Origin of the sequence: Mycobacterium sp. (genome assembly GCF_052143115.1) — a bacterium.
In the GTDB taxonomy this organism is placed as follows: Bacteria; Actinomycetota; Actinomycetes; order Mycobacteriales; family Mycobacteriaceae; genus Mycobacterium.
The window spans coordinates 19,768-40,870 of sequence record NZ_JBKQTQ010000330.1; the positions used below are offsets into that span (position 1 = coordinate 19,768).

Annotated in this window: 21 protein-coding genes; 10 read left to right on the forward strand and 11 right to left on the reverse strand. The window is 62.3% G+C overall.

Annotated features, from left to right (window positions below):
• Nucleotides 1-4 precede the first annotated feature (4 nt).
• From ACLQI9_RS32015 to ACLQI9_RS32025, 3 genes are read right to left on the reverse strand one after another with little or no spacing between them, the layout of a single operon-like run.
• Complete coding sequence (locus ACLQI9_RS32015) at nucleotides 5-388, reverse strand: carboxymuconolactone decarboxylase family protein (protein ID WP_442381524.1); 384 nt, start codon at nucleotides 386-388, stop codon at nucleotides 5-7.
• On the reverse strand, nucleotides 385-1,206 hold the full coding sequence (locus ACLQI9_RS32020; RefSeq protein WP_442381522.1) for an SDR family oxidoreductase: 822 nt from the start codon (nucleotides 1,204-1,206) through the stop codon (nucleotides 385-387). Before ACLQI9_RS32020 ends, ACLQI9_RS32015 begins: the two co-directional genes overlap by 4 nt.
• A complete protein-coding gene (locus tag ACLQI9_RS32025) occupies nucleotides 1,193-1,906 on the reverse strand; it encodes a TetR/AcrR family transcriptional regulator (RefSeq protein ID WP_442392804.1) in 714 nt (237 codons plus the stop codon). Before ACLQI9_RS32025 ends, ACLQI9_RS32020 begins: the two co-directional genes overlap by 14 nt.
• A 136-nt stretch (nucleotides 1,907-2,042) precedes the next feature.
• Here ACLQI9_RS32025 and ACLQI9_RS32030 point away from each other — a divergent pair, with 136 nt between their 5' ends.
• Nucleotides 2,043-3,803 (forward strand): MOSC domain-containing protein, encoded by a 1,761-nt coding sequence (locus ACLQI9_RS32030; RefSeq protein WP_442381518.1) that lies wholly within the window; start codon nucleotides 2,043-2,045, stop codon nucleotides 3,801-3,803.
• Nucleotides 3,804-3,808: 5 nt separating this feature from the next.
• Here ACLQI9_RS32030 and ACLQI9_RS32035 read toward each other — a convergent pair whose 3' ends face one another.
• The 4 genes from ACLQI9_RS32035 to ACLQI9_RS32050 all read right to left on the reverse strand — a co-directional run bounded on the left by ACLQI9_RS32035 (nucleotide 3,809) and on the right by ACLQI9_RS32050 (nucleotide 8,705).
• Nucleotides 3,809-6,634 (reverse strand): MMPL/RND family transporter, encoded by a 2,826-nt coding sequence (locus ACLQI9_RS32035; protein WP_442392806.1) that lies wholly within the window; start codon nucleotides 6,632-6,634, stop codon nucleotides 3,809-3,811.
• A complete protein-coding gene (locus ACLQI9_RS32040; protein ID WP_324853308.1) occupies nucleotides 6,631-7,029 on the reverse strand; it encodes an MmpS family transport accessory protein in 399 nt (132 codons plus the stop codon). The genes ACLQI9_RS32035 and ACLQI9_RS32040 overlap by 4 nt, the downstream gene beginning before the upstream one ends.
• 271 nt (nucleotides 7,030-7,300) lie before the next feature.
• Entirely contained in the window at nucleotides 7,301-7,726 is a 426-nt protein-coding gene (locus tag ACLQI9_RS32045) for a hypothetical protein (protein WP_442392808.1), read from the reverse strand.
• Between the two features lie 97 nt (nucleotides 7,727-7,823).
• Complete coding sequence (locus ACLQI9_RS32050) at nucleotides 7,824-8,705, reverse strand: aldo/keto reductase (protein WP_442392810.1); 882 nt, start codon at nucleotides 8,703-8,705, stop codon at nucleotides 7,824-7,826.
• A 450-nt stretch (nucleotides 8,706-9,155) separates the two neighbouring features.
• Between ACLQI9_RS32050 and ACLQI9_RS32055 the strand changes: the two genes are divergently transcribed.
• The 5 genes from ACLQI9_RS32055 to ACLQI9_RS32075 are packed head-to-tail and all read left to right on the forward strand — an operon-like array spanning nucleotide 9,156 to nucleotide 13,677.
• Nucleotides 9,156-9,899, forward strand: a complete 744-nt coding sequence (locus tag ACLQI9_RS32055; RefSeq protein ID WP_442392812.1) for an SDR family NAD(P)-dependent oxidoreductase — start codon at nucleotides 9,156-9,158, stop codon at nucleotides 9,897-9,899.
• A 51-nt stretch (nucleotides 9,900-9,950) separates the two neighbouring features.
• Nucleotides 9,951-10,817, forward strand: coding sequence for an ABC transporter substrate-binding protein (locus ACLQI9_RS32060; protein ID WP_442382771.1), 867 nt, complete (start codon nucleotides 9,951-9,953; stop codon nucleotides 10,815-10,817).
• A gap of 19 nt (nucleotides 10,818-10,836) precedes the next feature.
• Nucleotides 10,837-11,784 carry an aldo/keto reductase gene (locus tag ACLQI9_RS32065; protein ID WP_442382772.1) on the forward strand — a complete coding sequence of 316 codons (948 nt, stop codon included), beginning with the start codon at nucleotides 10,837-10,839 and terminating at the stop codon, nucleotides 11,782-11,784.
• 5 nt (nucleotides 11,785-11,789) lie between these two features.
• Entirely contained in the window at nucleotides 11,790-13,028 is a 1,239-nt protein-coding gene (locus ACLQI9_RS32070) for a thiolase family protein (protein ID WP_442382773.1), read from the forward strand.
• A 46-nt stretch (nucleotides 13,029-13,074) separates the two neighbouring features.
• Nucleotides 13,075-13,677 carry a DNA-3-methyladenine glycosylase I gene (locus tag ACLQI9_RS32075; protein ID WP_442382774.1) on the forward strand — a complete coding sequence of 201 codons (603 nt, stop codon included), beginning with the start codon at nucleotides 13,075-13,077 and terminating at the stop codon, nucleotides 13,675-13,677.
• A gap of 110 nt (nucleotides 13,678-13,787) precedes the next feature.
• Here ACLQI9_RS32075 and ACLQI9_RS32080 read toward each other — a convergent pair whose 3' ends face one another.
• From ACLQI9_RS32080 to ACLQI9_RS32090, 3 genes are read right to left on the reverse strand one after another with little or no spacing between them, the layout of a single operon-like run.
• The gene (locus ACLQI9_RS32080) at nucleotides 13,788-14,675 is read right to left on the reverse strand and encodes a fructose bisphosphate aldolase (RefSeq protein WP_442382775.1); all 888 of its coding nucleotides are present in this window, start codon (nucleotides 14,673-14,675) and stop codon (nucleotides 13,788-13,790) included.
• 38 nt (nucleotides 14,676-14,713) lie between these two features.
• The gene (locus ACLQI9_RS32085; protein ID WP_442392814.1) at nucleotides 14,714-15,925 is read right to left on the reverse strand and encodes a thiolase family protein; all 1,212 of its coding nucleotides are present in this window, start codon (nucleotides 15,923-15,925) and stop codon (nucleotides 14,714-14,716) included.
• A 39-nt stretch (nucleotides 15,926-15,964) separates the two neighbouring features.
• The gene (locus tag ACLQI9_RS32090) at nucleotides 15,965-16,363 is read right to left on the reverse strand and encodes a Zn-ribbon domain-containing OB-fold protein (protein WP_442382777.1); all 399 of its coding nucleotides are present in this window, start codon (nucleotides 16,361-16,363) and stop codon (nucleotides 15,965-15,967) included.
• Nucleotides 16,364-16,642: 279 nt separating this feature from the next.
• Here ACLQI9_RS32090 and ACLQI9_RS32095 point away from each other — a divergent pair, with 279 nt between their 5' ends.
• Nucleotides 16,643-18,304 (forward strand): PP2C family protein-serine/threonine phosphatase, encoded by a 1,662-nt coding sequence (locus ACLQI9_RS32095; protein WP_442392816.1) that lies wholly within the window; start codon nucleotides 16,643-16,645, stop codon nucleotides 18,302-18,304.
• Between the two features lie 49 nt (nucleotides 18,305-18,353).
• Nucleotides 18,354-18,737: an STAS domain-containing protein gene (locus ACLQI9_RS32100; protein ID WP_442382779.1), complete on the forward strand. Its 384-nt coding sequence runs from the start codon at nucleotides 18,354-18,356 to the stop codon at nucleotides 18,735-18,737.
• Nucleotides 18,738-18,764: 27 nt separating this feature from the next.
• On the opposite strand, the gene ACLQI9_RS32105 is transcribed toward ACLQI9_RS32100, so the two are convergent.
• Nucleotides 18,765-19,334 carry a TetR/AcrR family transcriptional regulator gene (locus ACLQI9_RS32105; RefSeq protein WP_442382780.1) on the reverse strand — a complete coding sequence of 190 codons (570 nt, stop codon included), beginning with the start codon at nucleotides 19,332-19,334 and terminating at the stop codon, nucleotides 18,765-18,767.
• A gap of 69 nt (nucleotides 19,335-19,403) precedes the next feature.
• Here ACLQI9_RS32105 and ACLQI9_RS32110 point away from each other — a divergent pair, with 69 nt between their 5' ends.
• Nucleotides 19,404-20,336 (forward strand): TauD/TfdA dioxygenase family protein, encoded by a 933-nt coding sequence (locus ACLQI9_RS32110; RefSeq protein ID WP_442382781.1) that lies wholly within the window; start codon nucleotides 19,404-19,406, stop codon nucleotides 20,334-20,336.
• A 91-nt stretch (nucleotides 20,337-20,427) separates the two neighbouring features.
• Entirely contained in the window at nucleotides 20,428-21,024 is a 597-nt protein-coding gene (locus ACLQI9_RS32115) for a TetR family transcriptional regulator (RefSeq protein WP_442382785.1), read from the forward strand.
• The last annotated feature ends 79 nt before the right edge of the window (nucleotides 21,025-21,103 follow it).

Sequence of the window (21,103 nt, forward strand, 5' to 3'; positions counted from 1 at the left end):
GCCGCTAGGTTGTGGCTTGCGGTTTGGGTAGCATTTCGCGGCCGATGTTGCGGGCCGTAGCCGCTGCCGGGAAACCGGCATAGCCGGCCATGTGGTAGACCACCTCTTCGATCTCCTCGATGGTCAAACCGTTGCGCAGGGCAATGGGGAAATGGAACTCCAGTTCCTCGGTGGCCCGCAGCGCGATGAGCGCGCCGAGGGTGACGAGGCTGCGGGAACGGCGGTCCAATCCGGGACGGGTCCACAAGCTACCGAAAACGTGGTCGAAGCTCAGGTCAGCGAGTTCGTCGGCGAAGCTGCCGTCGCGCAAGCTTGTCAGGTTGTCCGGGATCAGTCCGGGCATCAGCTCGTTGAATACGTTGAGGCCATCTGTGCGGGCATCGGTCATCGGTCTTGGCCTTTCGGTGCGGGGGGTTCACGGGAGATCTGGTAATCGAGGTAGGCATCCCAGCTGTCGACGCGCCGGCGTAGCTCATCGACGACCTGCGGGTGGGTGGGCACGAAAAAGCGGTTGTGCAGAATCGCCTCGGCCACCAGGTCACCGACTGGTGCGGGGTCGAGCAGTTCGAATTGATCGCCGGGGGTGCGCATGGCCGCGCCGGCGCCGAACTTCGGCACCGACGACGCGATGTTGGTCAGCACTGGTCCCGGGCACAGCAGCGTGACGCCGATATTCCTGGGTCGCAGATAAAGTGCCAGACCCTCGCTGATCTGGACGATGGCGGCCTTGGTCGCCGCATAAGGCAGCCGGTCGTAGGAGTAGGTGAACAGGCCGGCGAATGACGCAGTGTTGACGACGTGTCCGCTGCCTTGGTCGAGGAGCAGCGGCAAGAACACGGTGTTGCTGCGCACGATCGACATCAGGTTGATGTTCAGGATGCGTTGCCATTCGGTGACCGGAATGTCTTGTGGCAGACCGTTGGTCAGCACGCCGACGTTGTTGACCACGATGTCGACACGGCCGAACCGCTCCAGTGCCGTGTTACGGACGTCGTCGAAGGCGTCAGCCTCCGAGATGTCCGCGGTGCAGGCCGCAGCGGTAGCTCCCTGGGCTGTGAGCTCCGTCGCCAACGTCGTGATACCGACGGTGTCGATGTCGACCGCGACGATGTGGGAGCCGTGTCCGGCCAGGGAGTGGGCAATCGCGCGGCCGATACCGCTGGCCGCTCCGGTGACGACGGCGACCTTGTCCTCAAGCGTGTTCATCGGGGCACTGCGTTCGGTTATGCCTGGCGGCGGATTGCGTTGTTTTCGCGTTCAGGCTCCGCAGGGTGGCGGCCGACGCAGGAGCGCTCAGGTAGCCGACCAATCCGTCGAAGAGGTCGTTGACATGCAGCGCGTAACTGCGCTGCGGTGCACCGAAGTGAAGCGCCCGCTGACGGTCAGCCGAGGCGTGCAGGCACAGGTTTGCAACGGCCACGATCCTCTCCGCCCGAAGTGCATTAGGCAGGTGCGGCAACAGGTTTTCGGTGGTCCGCAGAAACTTCCGATGCGAGTTGCGCAACGGTGCCGAGACATCGAGGAACGGATGGTTCGTGCTGCGTCCGTACCGCAGCAATTGCTCGATGAAGATCAGATAGTGGTTGTCGGTACTCTCGGCCATATCCACCGTGGGCAGCAGGTGGGCTTCCAGCACTGACCGAAGGTCATCCGGATCGCTACGGGCAGCTAGCAATTCGCGACGTTGGATGATGTCCGGCAGCCGATACTCGATGATCGCCGTAACCAGAGCCGCTTTGGAGCCGAAGTGGTAGCGCACCGCGGAATTGTTCGAGGTGCCGGACTCTGCCGCGATCTGGCGCAACGAGACACCGTCGAGGCCGAGCTGCGCGAACAGCCTTTCGCCGACTTCGACCAGCCGGTCCACCGTAGACCCCCGTGTCTCAGGGGATGTTTCGCGCACCATGCCACCAGGACATCACTGCAACAAAATTATGTCAAGTGCCTTAATCTCTCATCGTCGGCGGCGCCAGTTGTCGATAGACCCGCTCTTGACGCGTCGCTGACAATAGATTGTCGAGCGCGCACGAAGGGTCGGGGCCATGGCCACCTTGGTATCGGTGAACGTCGGTCTGCCGAAGGATGTGGCATGGAACGGTCGCACGGTCTACACCGGTGTCTGGAAACAGCCGGTGGTGGGGCCAAGAATGGTCCGCCGGCTCAACGTGGATGGCGACGGCCAAGGCGACCTAGGCGGGCACGGTGGAGCGAACCGTGCGGTGCTGGTGTATCAGCTTGATTCCTACCGGTACTGGTCGGACAAACTGCATCGCGACGACCTGCAACCTGGTCATTTCGGTGAGAATTTCACCGTCGAGGGTTTGCCGGACGATGAGGTTTGCATCGGCGATCAATACCGGATCGGCCACGCCGTCTTCGAAGTCAGCCAACCGCGGGTGACCTGTTACCGGGTCGGCTTGCGGCTGGGGGAGCCGCAGATGGCCGCCCTGCTGGTCTCCCACCGCCGCCCGGGCTTCTACTTCCGGGTCATCACCGAAGGACAGATTGAAGCCGGACAGGACATCGTTAAAGTCGGCGCGGGACCCGAGCAGGTCAGCGTCGCCGAAATCGACGCGCTGCTTTACCTTCCGGGCCATCCACGCAACGCATTAGAACGCGCCCTGCGTATCCCCGCGTTGAGCTCCGGCTGGAAGGGATCCCTACAGAACCTGCTCACCCAGGCGGCCACCACATCAACGTCGGCGGGCAACACCGGCCTGACGGCCGCCGCTAGTAGCCCGCCGCCGGCTTGGGCTGGGTTCCGCCACCTCAAAGTGACGGCAACTCAAGAGGAAAGCCGCACTGTTCGCTCGATCACCTTCGCCGATCCGGAAGGTGCGCCGCTGCCGCTTTGGCGGCCCGGTCAATCGATCGCCGTGCGCCTTTCCCCCGACGACACCCACCAGACTCTGATCAGGAACTACTCACTGTCCAACTGGGCCGGAGCCGGGACCTACCGGATCAGCGTCAAACGCGAAACACACGGCGCGGCAAGCACATACATTCACACCCACGTGAAGGACGGCGACATCCTCGAGGTCGCCGCGCCCCGCGGCACGTTCTTCCTCACCGACGCCGAGTCACCGGTCATCCTGATGTCCGCGGGCGTCGGCGCCACGCCGGTGCTGTCTATGCTGCACACCCTGGCCGCGACGGAATCACCGCGGCAGGTGTGGTGGCTGCACGCAGCGCGCGACCAGTCGCAGCACCCTTTCGCCGCAGAAAGTCGAGCACTCCTCGACCAGCTCAGCAACGGCCGCACTCGCGTCTTCTACAGTCGACCCGAACCAGCCGAGCAGCTCCCGGCCAACACCGAGTACGGCCGCCTGTCCGCGGCGGTGGTCGCCCAACTCGGGCTACCCCCCACCGGCGACGTATATCTATGCGGGCCCGCAAGCTTCATGGACGACACCAGTGCGGGACTCGTCGAGGCGGGCTTTGAGCACGCCCAGATTCACACCGAAATCTTTGGCGCCACAGCAGCACTCACCCCTGGCATCGCCGCGACAGCGGTCCCGCCGCATGCACCGGTCGGGCCGACCAGATCGGGCCCCTCGGTACAGTTCGCCCGCAGCGGCATAACAACACCATGGGGTCCGCCCGCTACCAGCCTGCTTGAGTTCGCCGAAGAGTGTGACGTCCCGGTGCAGTGGGCATGTCGCACCGGCGTATGCCACAACTGCGAGACGGCACTGATCTCGGGAACCGTCGACTACACCCTGGAACCTCTGGAACCGCCGGCGCCGGGCAACATCCTGCTGTGCTGTTCACAACCGGCTGAACCCGTCGTCGTCGACCTGTAACACTCTTATCGTTGCGGTAGCGGACGGGGCCGCACCAGGGTTGGCCACCAGAACCACGGCCCGAGGATTCTGAGGATGCACGGCACCACGAACGAACGCACGATCAACGTGTCGAGCAGCAGGCCGATGCATACGGTGGAACCCACCTGACCGATGGTTCGTAGGTCGCTGGTCAGCATCGCCAGCATGGTGAACGCGAACACCAAACCCGCTGACGTCACCACGCCACCGGTGCTTCCGAGCGCGCGGATCAGACCGGTGTGGATTCCGGCGTGAAGCTCCTCTTTGACACGGAGGATCAACAGGAGGTTGTAGTCGGAACCCACCGCCACCAGGATGATGAACGTCAGCGGCAATATCAGCCAGTACAGGGGCAGGCCGATGAAGTGCTGCCAGACGAGTATGGAGAGCCCGAACGCTCCGGCGTACGAGAAGGCCACCGTGCTGGGGATGACCAAGGCAGCCATCAGACTTCTCGTCAGGAACAACATGATCAAGAAGATCAGCACGAAGGCAGCGATCGCCACGATAAGCAGATCGGACATGGCGTATTCCTTGATGTCCTTGTTGGTTGATCCCGAACCGCCGATATAAACTTTCGCGCCGGCCAGCGACGTCTCTTTGAGCGCCCCGGTTATAGCTGTGGGGAACTGTTCGACATGCTGCACGCCTTCCGGGCCATTGGCGTCGCCCGTGTGGGTGATAATCAACCGAGCAGCCTTGCCGTCCGGCGACATCAGGAGCTTCATGCCCGTCTTGACGTCTTCGTTGTCGAAACCCTCGTGCGGGATATAGAAGAAGTCATCGCTGCGGGACTGGTCGAAGTCAAGCCCCACATTGACCTGGTCGAAGAATGTCTGGTCGGTCTGTGCGGACTGCAGAGACGAGGAACCGTAGGTGTTGACCAAAAGACGCGCTAGAGCCTCCGAGTCGTCTGCCGTGAGTTTCAGCTGCGTGATGATTTGCGGAAAGGTCTTGTCTATCTCTTGCAGGGAGATTTTGGCGTATTTGATGTCTTCGGCCAACTTGTCGATGTTGTCGATTGCCGCGAACACCGACCTGAACGTCCAGCAAATCGGTATGTCGAAACAATGCTTCTCCCAGAAGAAATAGCTTTTGATCGGACGGAAGAAGTCGTCGAGGTTCGAGATCTCCTCATTCAAATCGTCGGAGACCCTTTGCAGATCCTCGACGGTGAGAACCGTCTTGTGCAGCTCGTCCGACACTTTCTGGAAGTAGTCGATCTCTTTCCGCAAGACGGCGACGGTGTGGGTGGTGATCTGTGCCTGCTGGATGGTATTAGCGTTTTGTTGGACATTGAACGGGAGTTGTTGACCGTTCCCGCTGCCTTGTGTGGTGAACAAGTAGGGAATTGTGGCATGTTCCAAAGCTCGGCCCATGGGCCTGGTGATGCTTTGCACCATCGCGACGCCGGGAAGGCGCTCGAGGGCCTTGGCCGCGCGGTCCAATGAGATGAAGTCAGCCGAGTTTCGCATGTCATGATCCGACTCGATCATCAGCATCTCGGAGAACAGCTTGCTTTTCGGGAAGTGCCGATCGGCCGCCTGGAAACCCTGATTGGCGGAGCCGCTCCGCGGCTGATACTCACGGTCGTCGTAGTTCTGCCGGTACGTCGGCACGAAGATCGCCCCAAGCATGACGGCAGCGGCGCTGGCGAAGAGGATCGGCACCGGCCACCGGACCACGCTCGTCCCGATCCGCCGATATAGATGTGCCTTGGCCTTGCTTTTTGGGTCGAAGAGCCCGAAGAGGCTGCCCACGGTCAAGAAGGCCGGGCCGAGCGTCAGCGCTGCCGCGATCGTGAACAGCATGCTGATCGCGACAGCCGGCCCCATGGTGTGGAAGTAATTGAGTCGCGCGAAAGTCAAGCAGTAACACGCCCCCGCGATCGTCAGCCCCGAGCCAAGGATGACGGGCGTGACACTCTTATATGCGGTGTAAAACGCCTCCTCCCTGCCTTCGCCGTCGTGTCGCGCCTCGTGATAGCGGCCTATCAAGAAGATGCCGTAATCCGTTCCCGCTCCCAGGGTCAGCGCGACGACGATGTTCACGGCGAATGACGAGAGCTCGATGTACCCGAGATGCCCGAGGGTTGCGATAACCCCCTTCGCGACCAGCATCTCGAACAGAACTCCGGCCAGGGGCACAAACAGGGTGACGGGGGAGCGGTACACCAGCAGCAACATCCCGATGATGAGGAAGATCGTCACGATCGTGATGTCGTTCAAGCTTGAATTCGCAATAGCCACCGTGTCCTTGGCGAGCGGCGCCGCGCCGCTGACGTAGACCTTGAGCCCGGGTGGCGGCGTGTCCTTGGCGACGATATCCCGAACCGCAGCAACGGACTCGTTCGCTTGCATTTGGCCGATATCGCCCGCGAGACGCAACAGCACGTACGCGGACTTGCCGTCGAGGCTCTGCGCCCCCGCCGCGGTGATCGGCTTCCCCCACAGGTCTATGGCGGACTGCACATGCTTGGTGTCTTGCAGCAGCCGGCGCATCAAATCGTCGTAGTACTGATGGTCCACGTCGCCCAGTGGCCGGTTGGCTTCCAGCACGACCATGGCCAAGCTGGTCGAATTGGACTCCTGGAACTTCGCACCGATGGCCAGCAACGACCGCTGCGACGGTGCGTAGTGTGGGACCACCGGCCCCGCGAGCTCTTCTGCGACCCTCTCTACCTGGGGCATGAAGGTGTTCGTCGAAACGGCGAGAAGGGCCCAAAAGGCGATGATCGGTATCGCGAAGGCGCGAACCATTCTGGGCACGAAGGGGCGTTTCGCCGGAGGCTCCACCCGATGCTCGCTCATGCTGATTTCACCAGGCAAAAGACGTGTGCATCCTGATGGGTGTCGGACTGTTCAGCGCGGACAACGCCATTCACCCGCAACCGGCAGCCGACTTGACCACCATGAACCTGCGCCGAGATGCTGCCGGACACCACGGTGAGCGTGGTCGACTCCGTGTGCGACCACGGCAAGGTCGTGAGATTAACCTGATGCGGATGCCCGTCGATGTCCACCCAGACGAGCATCCCCCCTTGCCCGACGGAGCCGAACAACTCATACGTGAGCCGTTTGATACTGAACTCCGGAGGTGCTGCCGGTTCATTGACGGTGACGACAGGAGGCGGCTCGGAAAACTGGTGCACCTTCCACATGGCCACCGCACCCACGCCGACCGCAACGACAGCAACTAAAGGCATCCAGACTCGCGCCAAGACAGTCCTGTCGACTGAACGAGGGCTCACTCCATCACCTTCCGGAATCCGGTCCCCGACCTCGTGTTCTCGCTTCGCCTACCTTGGCCATATATCAACTAGGTTGAGATATGGGCGATATGACACTACCAGCCTTCGCAGGAACGCGAGCAAGGGGCGACGTTATCACCTGTTGGTCCAGTCGGCAGCGCGTAAGAATCAACGTCCGACGCACCGGAAATCACCGAAACGGCAGCACCACATGCCTTGATTTGCTTCATGAAATTTTCCGCAGACGCCTTTTCAACCTTATGCTGCGGAGAATCTGAGTCGTGAAGTTCGTGGCGGCCAACATGGGGAACACTCCGAGAAATGTCCGTTCGGATGGCGTTGCTCCATGCAAGTGGTAAAGACTCCCGAACACATAAAAGAGTCCCAGCATGAACAGAGTGGCGGGGATGCAGAACGTCATCACGGAGCTACGAGCACCGACGATTTGCTTCGCATAGTCCAACTCATCCGCCGACATGGGCTCGCCCTTGCGCACTTTGCGCGTAACTGTTCTGGCACTGCCTATTTCGTCGCCTATCGGATTAAAGGTCCGAGCCTCGAGCCGCCTCACGTATACACCAGCAAAGGCAGCGAAGAAGAACGCCAAGGCAAGGGCGACTATGGTCACAAACCCAAATAAAGCCGATTCCATTACTCCGCTCCTCGCTCCACCCTTGAACTACCGAAGACTCGTCAAAACGCTACCTCAGTAGGAGTAGTGCTTCGACCTCTGTCCGGTGGCGTTCGGGTCACGTGCTGCGAGGAATGAACCCAGGCACGCCGCTGGCTATCACTGTGTTGAACCTGACGTTGGTGGTGATGCGGTTTCGAATGTCGGACATGACGTCTTCAGGGAGTGTCGCAATCTCAAAATTCTCTTGGATGCGCGCAGCCTTGGTCGAAGTGGTCAGGTAAGCGGTACCGCGCTGCACAGCCCAGGACAGGACAACCTGAGCGGGTGTCATGCTTAGGCGTCCTGCGGCAGCTGTAATTACCGGATCCTCCAACAGGTTTGGCACCGACGAATGTCCCAGTGCCGCGAACGCCAGCAGCACGATCCCATGTTCCTGGCAGAAGGAGAGCAGTTCCCATTCGGGAAGGTATGGGTGCGATTCGACTTGCACCACGGCCGGCTTGATGCGTGCGATCGCCACAATCTCCCGTACCTTTTCCAATGTGACATCCGACAGGCCGATCGACCTGCAGCGGCCGTCGTCGACGAGGGCCTCCATCGCGGCCCACGTGTCCGCTAACGTGACTCCGTCGTCATAGATCACCTGACCGTTCTCGTCACGCGGATCTTGATCGTCGCCGGGGCGGAAGGCGAACGGCGTGTGGATCAGATAGCAATCGGCGTAGTCGATTTGAAGGCGATTGAGGCTGGCGTCGAAGGCGGGCCTGACGCGCTCCGGGCGATGATTGGTGTTCCACAACTTGGTGGTGACGAACAGCTCTTCGCGCTGAACCGTTCCGGTCTCGAACATCTCGCGCATCGCATCACCCACCGCCGCTTCATTACGGTACCGCTCTGCGCAATCGAGATGTCGAAACCCCACTCCCAGTGCGGCCTTGGTGGCCTGCTTGGTCGCGGCGAGATCCGGAATGAGCGTGCCAAACCCGACGGCGGGCATCGCGCCCTGTCCGTGCGCAAGTTGAATCCGCGAATGGCGAACCGCCTCGGGTGCTGTCATCGGATCATCGACAATCGGCTGATCGCGCGTTCGTCAGGATGAAGTCGAAGTGGCATGGTGTCGGCCCTCATCCAGGCATGCATCGGCGGAGATTCCACGATAGCGATCATGTCAGCAACGTCGTGCGCACGCCATAGGCGAAGAGCGCGTCATTGGGATGCCACGCAGATCGTGGGCATTAAATCTGCGGTCGACATCTATACCGGCAATGTTTCGCGCCGTAGCATCTGCTCGTGAAGACGTCCTGAAGAAACTGGGGCGAACTCGCCGATAGGGCCGCGGACTTTTACTGGCGCGAACGCATGCCTAACCCGCGAGTCTGGACGGCGTGGTCGGCCCGATTCACCTGTGGATTAACGAGCTCTTCTCTTCACCCGGAGGCCAACTCTGATGTCACGAGTCGCGATCATCACTGGAGCCAGCCGGGGAATCGGTGCCGCGACGGCGCGGGTCCTCGCCGAGCGCGGGCTCCGAGTGGTCGTCAACTACCACTCGAGCGCCGAGGAGGCAGACGAGGTGGTCGCGGCGATCACAGCGGCCGGCGGTGAGGCGGTGGCGGTTCGGGCCGACGTCACCATCCCGGATGACGTCTCGGCGATGGTCGGCGACACCGAACAGCGGTGGGGCCGAGTCGACGTTCTGGTGCACAACGCATTGATCCCCTACGACATCGTCTCCTTCGCCGATCTGACCTGGGAACAGCTCGGCGGAAAGCTGGACCTAGAGCTGCACGCCGCCTTCCTTCTCACCAAAGCGGTTGTGCCGGGCATGACGTCGCGTGGCTATGGCCGCCTGCTCTACCTCACCGCCGAGCCATCGCGGCATCCGCGCAACGGCATGATCAACCTCGGCGTCCCAAAGGCGGCCGTGAATCAGTTTGCCCGCTACATCGCACTCGAGCTGGCGCCGCACGGTATCACCGCCAACCTCGTCGCACCGGCAACGGTGCAGGGTACGTCGATGAACCAGAAGTTGACCCCCGAACAGCTGCGTTCGCTCGGTGCGGCTGCGCCGATGGGACGACTCGTCACGCCCGACGAGGTGGCCGAAACGTTGGCTTTCTTGGCGAGTGAGGATTCCGGTTTCACCACCGGCCACTACTTCCCGCTCGACGGCGGCCTGACGATGGACTGAATGCGGCTGCGCTGCATCGCATCTCATCCAAACGGAGGAAGGACTCTCGGCATGCAAACAATCGATCTCGCCTATGTCGGGCGCGGCATCCATGAGGAGTTGGTCGCCTACGTGGCCGATCAGGAGGGCTACTTCGAAGACGAGGGCGTCCACGTTGCCTTGCGGGATGGAACCCGCTGGGACATAACGCGTGTGCGCTCCTGTGCGACCATCGGGCTCGGCCGGGCGGTGTTATCGCGGCTGACCGACGGCTTCGAATGGACCGTGCTGAGCATGAACACCGACCGTCCATTGTTCTGGTTTCTCGGCAACGCCAGCGTGACATCCATGGCGGACCTACGCGGGCGCCGGCTCGCCGTACATGCGGCAAATACTCCGCCTGGGTGCTTCGCACGCATCGTGCTGCGTCAGCACGGTCTGGACCCCGACCGCGACGTGCAATGCGTGGCGCGGCATCCGGGTGACTACCAAATGGACCTGCGGCACCTGCGTGACGGCTCCATCGACGCCGCCTACGTCGGCAGCACCCTTGGACCTGAGCAAGTCGCCCAAGAGGAGGGTTTCCACGTGCTGGCCTGGGTGGGAGATCAGTTCCAGATTCCCACCGTAGGAATCGCGGTGGACGCAACCCACAATCCGATCGACAGCCCGGCGGTGCAGGCGCTGGTGCGGGCCAACCAGCGCGCCCTGAAAACTATGGCCGACCAACCCGATCTGACCATCAAATACATCGCGTCGTTTCTGGACCGGATGACACATCAAGAGGTGCAGCGCTACTACGAGCGCTACATCCATCCGTATTACACCTCCGACGGCGGGGTGAACCTCGACGTTGCCCGGCGTGCGGTCGATGCGGTCGCAGCCGAGCTCGGAGTCGCGTCGGTAGCCGCAGACAGCATCTACGCGCCGTCTCAATAAATAGAAAAGGCTGACAGCCATGGCATCGAATGAGAATCTCAATCAGCACAAATTTGTCCTGAACAACGGCAGCGGTGAGATCCCGGCGCTGGGGTTCGGGACTTCGCTCTCGGATAACAGAAAGACCCGAGATGCCGTCAAGACAGCGGTCGAGGTGGGCTTCCGCCACCTCGATGCTGCCGAGCGATACCGCAATGAAGCGCAGGTCGGCGCGGCACTCAAAGAGTTGTTCGCGGACGGGACGGTGCGCCGCGAGGACCTGTTTGTGACCACAAAGCTGTGGAACAACAACCATCGACCCGAACGGGTCAAGCCCGCGTTACAAGCCAGCCTGGACAGGCTCGGGCTCGATGCCGTCGATCTGTATCTAGTGCACACCCCGTTCGCGTTCCAGCCCGGAGATGACCAAGATCCCCGTCACCCGCATGGAGCTGTCATCTACGACGAGGGAGTTACGTTAGAGGAAACCTGGTCTGCGATGGAGGCCCTTGTCGACGAAGGACTTTCACGGGCGGTAGGCCTGTCCGACATCGACGCGGCACGCACCCGAGGGATCATCGATACCGCCCGAATCAAGCCGGCGGTCGTCGAGGTGGAGTCGCACCCGTATCACCCGCAATGGGAACTCCACGAATTATGCAAGTCACATGGGATCATCTTGTTGGCGTTCGCGGCGCTGGGGCACGCGCTGAAACCGCGGCTGCTCGACGACGCTCTCATCGTCTCTATCGCTCAGCGGGTTGAAAAGACGCCTGCGCAAGTGCTTTTGGCCTGGGGCATTCAGCGTGGCACCGCGGTTCTCACGGGATCCGTTACGCCGTCACGCATCAGAGAAAATTTCGATGTCACTGCACTTCCGGATGATGCGGTGCGAGAGATCAGCGAACGCCTCGAGACTCGGATCCGGTTCAATTCGGTTGCCGACGGCGGAGAACCGGGATTCGCCGAGGTGCCTTCGGACAGGTGACAGATATGACTGATGCGTTTGTTCTCGGCGGGACGCGTACCCCGTTTGCGCGCTACGGGGGATCGCTGTCGCATGTGCGGCTCGATGATCTGTTGGGGATGACGATGCGAGGTGCCTGTGAGCACGTCGGGGTGCCTCTTGAGCAGGTCGAAGACATCATCGCTGGCTGCGTCAACGTAGCCCACGAAGGAATGGGCGATGTCGCACGATGGGCCGCATTGGCCGCCGGCTTTCCCGACAGTGTCGCCGCCGCCACGATCAATCGGTTCTGCGGTTCGTCGGTGAGCGCGACGGTGGCTATCAGCCATGCGATCATGGCCGGCGACTTGAATGTCGGCATCGCCTGCGGGGTCGAGTCGATGTCCCGATCAGGCTGGGCCTACATGAAAGGGGACGCACCGTTCTCCCCCCGCGGCCCCGTTTTCCTGCTCGACACGATGTGGGCCGGGGCTGGCGGCCCGCCAAACCCGACCCTGTTGGCCCGTAACGCCTACATCTCGATGATCGAGACGGCGCAGAACGTCGCCGATCGTTACGGGTTGACACGCGAGGAGATCGATGCGTTCGCCTTAAGGTCCCAACAGCACGCCGCAGCGGCTCGTGATTCAGGCCGACTAGCCAAAGAGATTATGCCAGTGCCGATCCCGGCAACCAAGAAAACCCCGGCGCGGGTGTTCGAGCACGATGAGTTCATTCGCGATGACACCACCGTCGAACGGCTGGCCGCTCTGCCGGTCCAGTCCGGCACCACCCAGATGACCGCCGGCAACTCATCCCCACTCACCGACGGGGCCAGCGCGGTCGTGATCGCGTCAGGAGAGAAGGCGGCCGAGCTCGGTGTCGCTCCGTTGGCCAGGGTGGTGTCGTCGGCGGTCTACGCGCTCGATCCACTGATCATGGGGCTAGCCCCGGCGTGGGCGATTCCTTTGGCGCTCAAACGCGCCGGACTCACCCCCGACCAAGTCGATGTTTGGGAAGTGCACGAAGCATTCAGCGCACAAGCACTTGGAGTGCTGCGTGAGCTATCCAACCAACTGGACGGGTTCACGATCCCCGACGACAAACTCAACCCTAACGGGGGAGCTGTCGCCACTGGGCACCCGTTCGGCGCCTCGGGCACTCGGTACGTGCTGACCCTGGCCACCGAACTGCGTGAACGCAACGCGCGATACGGGGTAACCGGTGTGTGCATCGGCTCGGGGCAGGGCATTGCGCTAGTTCTGGAGAATCCTCAAGCAGGATGACGAAAGCCCAATGGCAACACGCGAATACAGTCGGTAAGGCCGCTAGATGAAGGCGATGGCCGGTGTCGATATGCCGCCACAACTGGCGACCGTGGTAACCGCCGCCGACGGCGTCACCCGCTGTCGTTGGGCTACCGAGACGGGCCGCGATCTGACCGCGTATCACGATCACGAATGGGGAAGGCCGACCCGCGACGAGGCCATGCTGTTCGAAGCGCTCGTCCTGACGTACTTCGAAAACGGCCTGTCGTGGGCGACAGTCTTCGACAAGCGAGACAACCTGCACACAGCGTTTCACGGGTTCGAACCCGCGGCCGTGGCCGCGATGGCCGCCGCCGACGTCGAGCGATTGATGGGCGATACGTCAATCATCCGCAATCGGCAAAAGATCGAAGCGACCCTGCACAACGCTCGTCTTCTATCGAAATACTCGTTGTCGCAACTGGCGTGGCAACATCAACCGCGTGAGCACCACCGACTGCGAAGCTGGGCCGATGGCCGGATGGCGAGCCCGGAGTCCCGTCGACTTTCCCTGACGTTGCGGAATAAGGGGTTTCGACTAGTCGGGCCGGTCGTCGCGCATTCGTTCATGCAGACCGTCGGGATCGAGAACGGTCATTTCGAAGGCTGTTTCCGCGCAGAATCATAACCTCCGACGTTGCACCGCAGCGTAATTGACGATTACGGGCACATAAAGGCGATGGGTGGGCAAGATATCTGGGTCGCCGCACGGAGGCGGGCTCGCCAATCAGGCAGCGGCTATGTCAGCGAGGCGGCGTAGATCTCATCGATATTCGATTTGAGCTTCTCGTCGAAGTCCGCATCGCTCTGGTCGACGGTCAACCCCTCGGTCAACGCTCGCGAGAAGCTGGCGATCAGGCGGTGATTGCGGGCCAGAATCGTGCAACTCTCCGCGAGGCTGTAGCCACCGGATAACGCGACCACACGCAGAACGCGAGGATGCTCAATCAGCGGCGCATACAGGTTGTCCTCGTCGGGCAACGTGAGCTTGAGCATGACTTGCCCGTCGCCGGGCAGCCCGTCGAGCCTGCTCTTCAGCTCTTCCACGAGCAGCCTGTCCGCTTGGGGCTTGTCGGGGCATTTGATGCTTACCTCGGGCTCGATGATCGGCATGAGCCCGCCCTCGGCGATTGTGTGCGCGTAATCGAACTGCTGGTCGACGATGGCTTTGATCCCGTCGTCGTTCGCTTCCTGGATAAACGAGCGCATTTTGGTACCGAAAATGCCCTTATCGACGGCCCGCTCGAGTAACGAATCGAGTTTCGTCATCGGCTTCATCAGCTGCACACCGTTTTCAGCGTCGCTGAGTCCCTGGTCGACCTTCACGAACGGCACGATGTGCTTTTGCTTCCACAGGAACGCCGCGGTGTCCTCGCCATTGATGGCACGGTCCATGGTCTGCTCGAAAAGAATGGTTGCCAGGATCTTGTCCCCGGAGAAGCTCGGACTCGACATCAGGCGCTCACGCATCTGGTGGACGAGATCAAACATCTGCTCGTCGCCGTGGTAGGCGTCCTCGGCAATCCCGTATAGCTTCAAAGCTTTTGGGGTGCTTCCACCGCTTTGATCCAGCGCAGCGATGAAGCCACGCCCTGATGCCATCACGTTGCGTTGCTCTTCGTTCACTGCCGTCCTTCCTGTAGCCCTCTTTAGCTCCCGTCTGTCTAAGCTGCTGATTTTTCCAGGATGTGCACGCCGCAGGCGGAGCCCAGACCGATCACGTGGGCCAGCCCGACTTTGGCGTTCTCAATCTGACGATCGCCCGCTTCGCCGCGAAGGTGATGGCAGATTTCCCAGATGTTGGCGATGCCGGTGGCAGCGATGGGGTGGCCCTTGGACTGCAGCCCGCCCGACACGTTCACCGGTGTCGAGCCGTCGCGCCAGGTGGCACCCGAGTTGAAAAATTCTGCGGCGCAACCTTCTTCGCAAAGCATCAGGTTGTCGTAGTGCACCAGCTCGGCGGTGGCGAAGCAGTCGTGCAGCTCAACCAAGTCCAAATCGGTCGGGCCGACGCCGGCCTGCTGGTAGGCGGTCGCGGCGGCGTTGCGGGTCAGCGTGTTGACGTTCGGCAGGACCTGGCAGCCCTCCTCGTAGGGGTCGGTGGTCAGCACCGACGCCGACACCTTCACCGCGCGCCGCCGCTGCTCGAGTGACAGCGACTTCAGCGTCTCGCCGTTGCAGACGATCGCCGCCGCGGCGCCGTCGCAGTTGGCCGAGCACATCGGGCGAGTGTTCGGGTAGGCGATCATGACGTCGTTCATGATCTGCTCGAGGGTGAACTTCTTCTGGTAGGCGGCCAGTGGGTTCAGCGTCGAATGAGCGTGGTTCTTCTCGCTGATCTTGGCGAACAGCTCAAAGCTCGTCCCACCGTACTTGTGGCCGTACTCGGTGCCGATCTGGGCGAACACACCAGGCATGGCCTCCGTGCCGATCCGCCCGTCGACCGGCGCGACAGCGCCGTAGCGGCCCTTGGGCTCCCAGACGTCGGCCTCGGCCTTCTTCTTGCCGCCCGCGCCGAGCAGCCCTGCGCCGGAAAGCTTCTCCACGCCGACCGCTAATCCGTACTTCACCTCGCCGGCCTTGACCGCCATGATGGCGGTTCGCAGCGCGGTTGCCCCGGTGGCGCAGGCGTTGGCCACGTTGTACACCGGGATGCCGGTCTGGCCGATCTGCTTTTGCAGCTGTTGACCGATCCCGGCATTCGCGGCCATCAGGTTCCCGGCGGCAATAGCGCCGATGTCGGCCATGGTCACGCCGGCGTCGGCAAGCGCGCCGGTCGCAGCCTCGGCCGCCAGGTCGACAGTGTCCTTGTCGGGGTGCTTGCCGAACTTCGTCATCCGGATCCCGAGAATCCAAATCTCGTCGCTGGCGCTCATCGTCGCTGCTCCTTTCTCACGCGATTCGGTGCTCGTTGGTCATTCGGCGGGCTCGAAGCCGAAGCCGATCGCTTCGGTACCTGCCGAGTCGGTCCCCATTGGGTAGGTCGCCAGGCGCACCTTCATCCCGTCGCGGACGTGCTCGGGATCAGGCTCGACGTTGATCAGGTTTGCGCGCACCTGGGTGCCGTCGCAGTCGACCACGGACGCCACAAATGGGGTGGGGACGCCCGGTGCGGCGAAGGTGACAATCGAGAACGCCCGCACCGTCCCCTCGGTCGCGATCGGGACCGTCGTGAACCCGGTCGCGAAGCACGCCGCGCACGCGTTGCGTCGGTCGAAGAAGCGGGCGCCGCAGTTGGCGCATTCCTGCGCGATCAGATGCGGATCGCCGTCGTCGAGCACCAGATAGTCAACCAACGGGATTTTCCCGGCCATACCAACCTCCGTCGCCTGTGTTACCGACCGTAGCGCTCGCGGACCAGCTACAACAGAGCGGGCACCTTCAAGTTAGAACCGGTTATGGTCAGCCGATGAGAGTTGCTGTCCTCGGCGGAAGCAAATGCTCAGCCGACTGCTGAGATCGCCCGCGTGCCAACCAGTTTCTACACATCCGCCTAATTGGGCGTAAGCGAGCCTTTCACCGTGACGATGGATGTGCTTAAACTGCGGGCTAACGCTAGTTAAGTCGATACGACGATTCGTAGGTCAATTGCCATGCAAAAGCGGTCTCCCGTAGATGTCGAGACCGATCTTGAATCGCTGTGGACGTACGTTCCCTGCCCCACGCTGGTCGTCGACCAGGCAGGAGTGGTCCGGGCATCAAGTGCATCAGCCCAGTCCTTGTTGCCCGCGGCGATACCGGGCAGTCGCGTCGAGGACACGGCTGGGTGGCTGTCGCAAGCACACGACCTTCTCGTGCAGCCATCTTCGGCTCCAGACGGTCAGGGGTTGTCTTTCGTATCCGGCTGCGTGGGCGAGCGTAAGTTCGACGCGCACCCGGCGATGCTTCCGGACGGAGAGGTGGCGTGGTCGCTGGTCGAGGATTCCGGCCAGGTGTTGCGGGAGGCGCAGCACGCGCTGGCGCGCGAGCAGGAACGCGCGGCGTTTCTGCTCGAGGCGTCGTCGGTGTTGACGGCGTCAGTGAACATCGATCGCTGCCGGGAAGCCACCGTGCACATGGCGGCCCGACACCTAGCGGGAGCCGCGGTGGTGGTAGGGCCTGCAGGCCGCGGCCGACGGATGCCGATCTTTTACAGTGACTCATCCGGTGCGGTGGAGCAGCGCAGCGTCAATGCTGATCCGACAGTGGTCCCAGGTTTGAGTGAGGCGCTGCGCGGGTTCCCGCCGGTTCCCTCACGCTGGATCGACCCCTCGACACTGCCGGATTGGCTAATCCCGCATAGCTTTACCGGGGCGGTGGGGTCGGCGATGATCACTCCGCTGCCAGGGCACGGTGTTTCGGCAGGAGCGCTGGTGCTGCTGCGGCATACCGACCAGGCGGTCTTCAGCGAAGGCGAAGCGGTGCTTGCGCGATTGTTCGCCGCGCGGGCCGGCGCGGCGTTGTCTGCCGCAAGGCTGTATGCGGAGCAGGCCGCGACCACCCGCACGCTGATGCGCGATCTGTTGCCTCCGCAGTTACACCCGGTGCACGGAATTGAGTTCGCCGGCGGTTACTGGGCTTCGGAGAATTACGAGGTCGTTGGCGGCGACTTCTACGACTTACACGCCGCGGCGACCCCCGAAGGCGAGACGCTGGTGGTGCTGGGCGATGCGTGCGGCAAGGGACTAGATGCCGCCATGCTCACTGGCAAGATCCGCAACACGCTGCAGGCGTTGACGCCACTGGCCGGAGACCACGGGGCTGTGCTCGAATTACTCAACGGCGCAATGCTTTCCACCGAACACGCCCGTATCGCTACCTTGGTGCTGGCCTCGGTCGCCCACCGAGACGGCGAGGTGGGCCTGCGGTTGACCTGCGCCGGCCACTTGCCACCGCTGATCGTGCGCGACGGCGGGCAGGTGGAACAGGCTGATACCCGCGGCACGCTCGTCGGCGCTTTGCCGAGCATCACAGTGCGGTCGTTTGAAACTTCGCTGGCGCCCGGCGAGACGTGTGTGCTGTACACCGATGGAGTCATAGAGGCACGGGGCGACTCGCTGGGCGGGTACATGTTCGGCGAGCAGCGGTTGAAGGCCGCGCTGGCCGAGTGTGCCGGAATGCCGGCCGAGGCGGTGGTCGAACGCGTCATGGTGCTCGCCACGCAGTGGGTCGGTCAGGAGGTCCACGACGACATTGCCGTCGTGGCCATTACCGCCCCGCGCCGCACACACCTCAGCGTGGTCGACGGCCACACCCGGGGAAGGTACACGGCTTGAGTCTCTCTGAAGTCCGTACCGCAACCACGAGTGTTATTGGTGCCGCTGCATGACTCTTTCCCTGACTATCACCACGACAGCACGATCGGCCTGCTTGCGGGTCGTTGGTGACCTCGACTACTTGACCGTCGATGAGGTGGTCGACACCGCAACGCGGTTACTGGGCGAACAGGTCGACCTGGCGAATCTGCATCTCGATTTCGACGGGTTGACGTTTCTCGACTCGGCGGCCCTGTCCGGCCTGCTTCTCATCTACCGCCGCACCTCCCAGGCAGGTGTCCGTCTTCATCTCGACCACCGACCGCCTATCCTGGAACGGGTCCTGCACGTCACCGGGCTGTTCGGGCACTTCGTTTTGTCGCACTCCGATGCGCAAACGGATGTCTCCGCTCGGTTGGGCCACGCGACTTCAGGTGAGACTGGCGTTCGCTGACACCGCTTGAGCTGTCGCGGTGGTCAGTCATTGCGGTGCAACGATTTTCGCAACTTGCTCTGCTACTGCTTCCCGGATCTCGGCATCACTGAGGTCCTTGAGGCCGAACGCGACCCGCAAGGTTGGGGCCATCAGCCCCCACCCGAATTGCAATGCCATCGCGTGGGCGGCCGACAACCGTGCCTCGCGTTCGTCGGTGTGGCCGGGGCTCACCTGGTCCAGGAACCGTTCCATCCCGGGAAAGCGCTTCTGGAGTTCTTCGATGGGAAATCCGTCGAGCGTCGAACGCACCATGACGCGCGCCTGATGTTCGTGCGCGGCCTCCAGTTGCTCCACCGGCGCCCCGGAATCACGCAGCGCCGCCGCGGAATCGGCGAGATGCTGCAGAGTCGCTGCGAGCAGTTGGCGTTTGCTCCCGAAATGGCGATGCAGCAGGCCGTGGTTCACCCCGGCCCGTGCGGCGACCTCACGAATCGATGTGGCAGCCGGACCCTTCTCCGCGAATAGCTCGCCTGCCGCTTCCAGGACGGCGGCGACGACCTCCTCTTTGCCGATTGGTTTCGCGGTGACCGCGACAGTTGCCTGCGATGTAGCCATCTGTGTACAGTAGCGGATGACCGTCGTGTAGACAGCCGCCTACACGATGAAAGACGGGAAGGGACGGCCATGAGCAGTGATCTCCGTGTGGTGAAGCTGAGCGAGAACATCGGTGCGCGGGTCGAGGGCGTGCGACTCGGTGAACTCAATGCTGAAACCGCGGCCGCGATCAATCGGACACTCGCACAGCACAGAGTGTTGTTCTTCCGCGGTCAGCAGCACCTGGACGACGAGTCACACTTCGCCTTCGCGGAAAGCCTGGGTGTCCCAACGACCCCGCACCCCACCCTGAAATTCGAAGGAAGCCGGGTCATGCGGCTGGAGTCTTTCGACGGTCAAGGCGCCAACCAGTGGCACACCGACGTCACCTTCGTTGACCGGGTTCCCAAAGCCTCCATCCTGCGCGCCGTCGAACTGCCCTCCTACGGCGGCACCACCACCTGGGCGTCGACCGTGGCTGCCTACCAGCAGTTGCCGCAGCCTCTGCAGCAGCTCGCTGAGAGCCTGTGGGCGATGCATAGCAACGAGTTCGACTACGCCCAAATCGATCCGGCCAAGTTGGCGGCGTTACAGTCCAACCCCGACGCGGTGTTGAAGTACGCTGCCGAATTTCATTCGGCACATTTCGAAACGCACCATCCGGTGGTGCGGGTGCATCCGGAGACGGGCGAGCGGGCGCTGCTCCTCGGTAACTTTGTCAAGCGCATTTTGGGCGTGACCGGCAGCGAGTCACAGGCCCTGTTCCGGATCTTCCAGGATCGTATTACCTGGCTAGAGAACACGATTCGATGGAACTGGGAACTCGGCGACGTCGCGATGTGGGACAACCGTGCGACCCAGCACTACGCCGTCTCCGATTACGGAAAGCAGCCCCGCCGGATGCACCGGATTACGCTGGCCGGCGATATCCCGGTGAGCGTGCACGGTGAGCCGAGCCGGGTAGTCGCCGGCGACGCGACCGAATACTCCGTGATCGACAGTCCAACAACTCGCGTGGCTTGAGCCGCCGACCGATCACGCTCTGCCAACAGGCTCGACGCCATTTGGCTGCAATGTTTGCATTATGTGCAACGATGGGCGGGTGGGGACTCAGATGGGCCTGCGCGAACGGCGCCGCCGTCAGACCAGCGCGGATATCCGCGATGCCGCGGTGCGGCTGGCGCGCGAGCGCGGCTTCGACAAGGTGACCATCGAAGAAATCTGTGTCGAGGCCGGGATTTCATCGCGCACGTTCTTCAACTACTTCCCGAACAAAGAGTCGGCGATCGCCTACGGCCCCTCTGACATACCGCCAGAGCTGGTCGCCGATTTCGTCGCGGCCGGACCTGCCCCCTATTCAGTGGTCCTGGCAGAGCTGATCACCCTGGCGGCACACCATCTCCGCGACATGCCCCCGGCGCGCGAACAGGCGGAAGGCATGCTGGAACTCGCCAAAACGACCCCTGCGGTGTTGTCTGCCTTCCTGGCCGACTTGGAGCGGTTTCAAAAACACTTGACCGACATCGTCGCCCGTCGCCAAGCGATGGGGCCCGACGACGAGATACCCGCGTTGATCTCTGCGCTGGCATTGACGGCCGTGCGTTCCGGCATCGAGAGCTGGACGAGCGGCGGGCCCAAGGATGCGGAGGACACACCGATGCCCTACGTCGAGCGCGCTGCTGCGCTGGTCAACAGCATTTTCACGAAGTGATCTGAAACACCGCTGGTAATTGTTGCACATTCTGCAAAAGATGCACATTATGTAGTATGGTCTTACAACGGTACCCGCC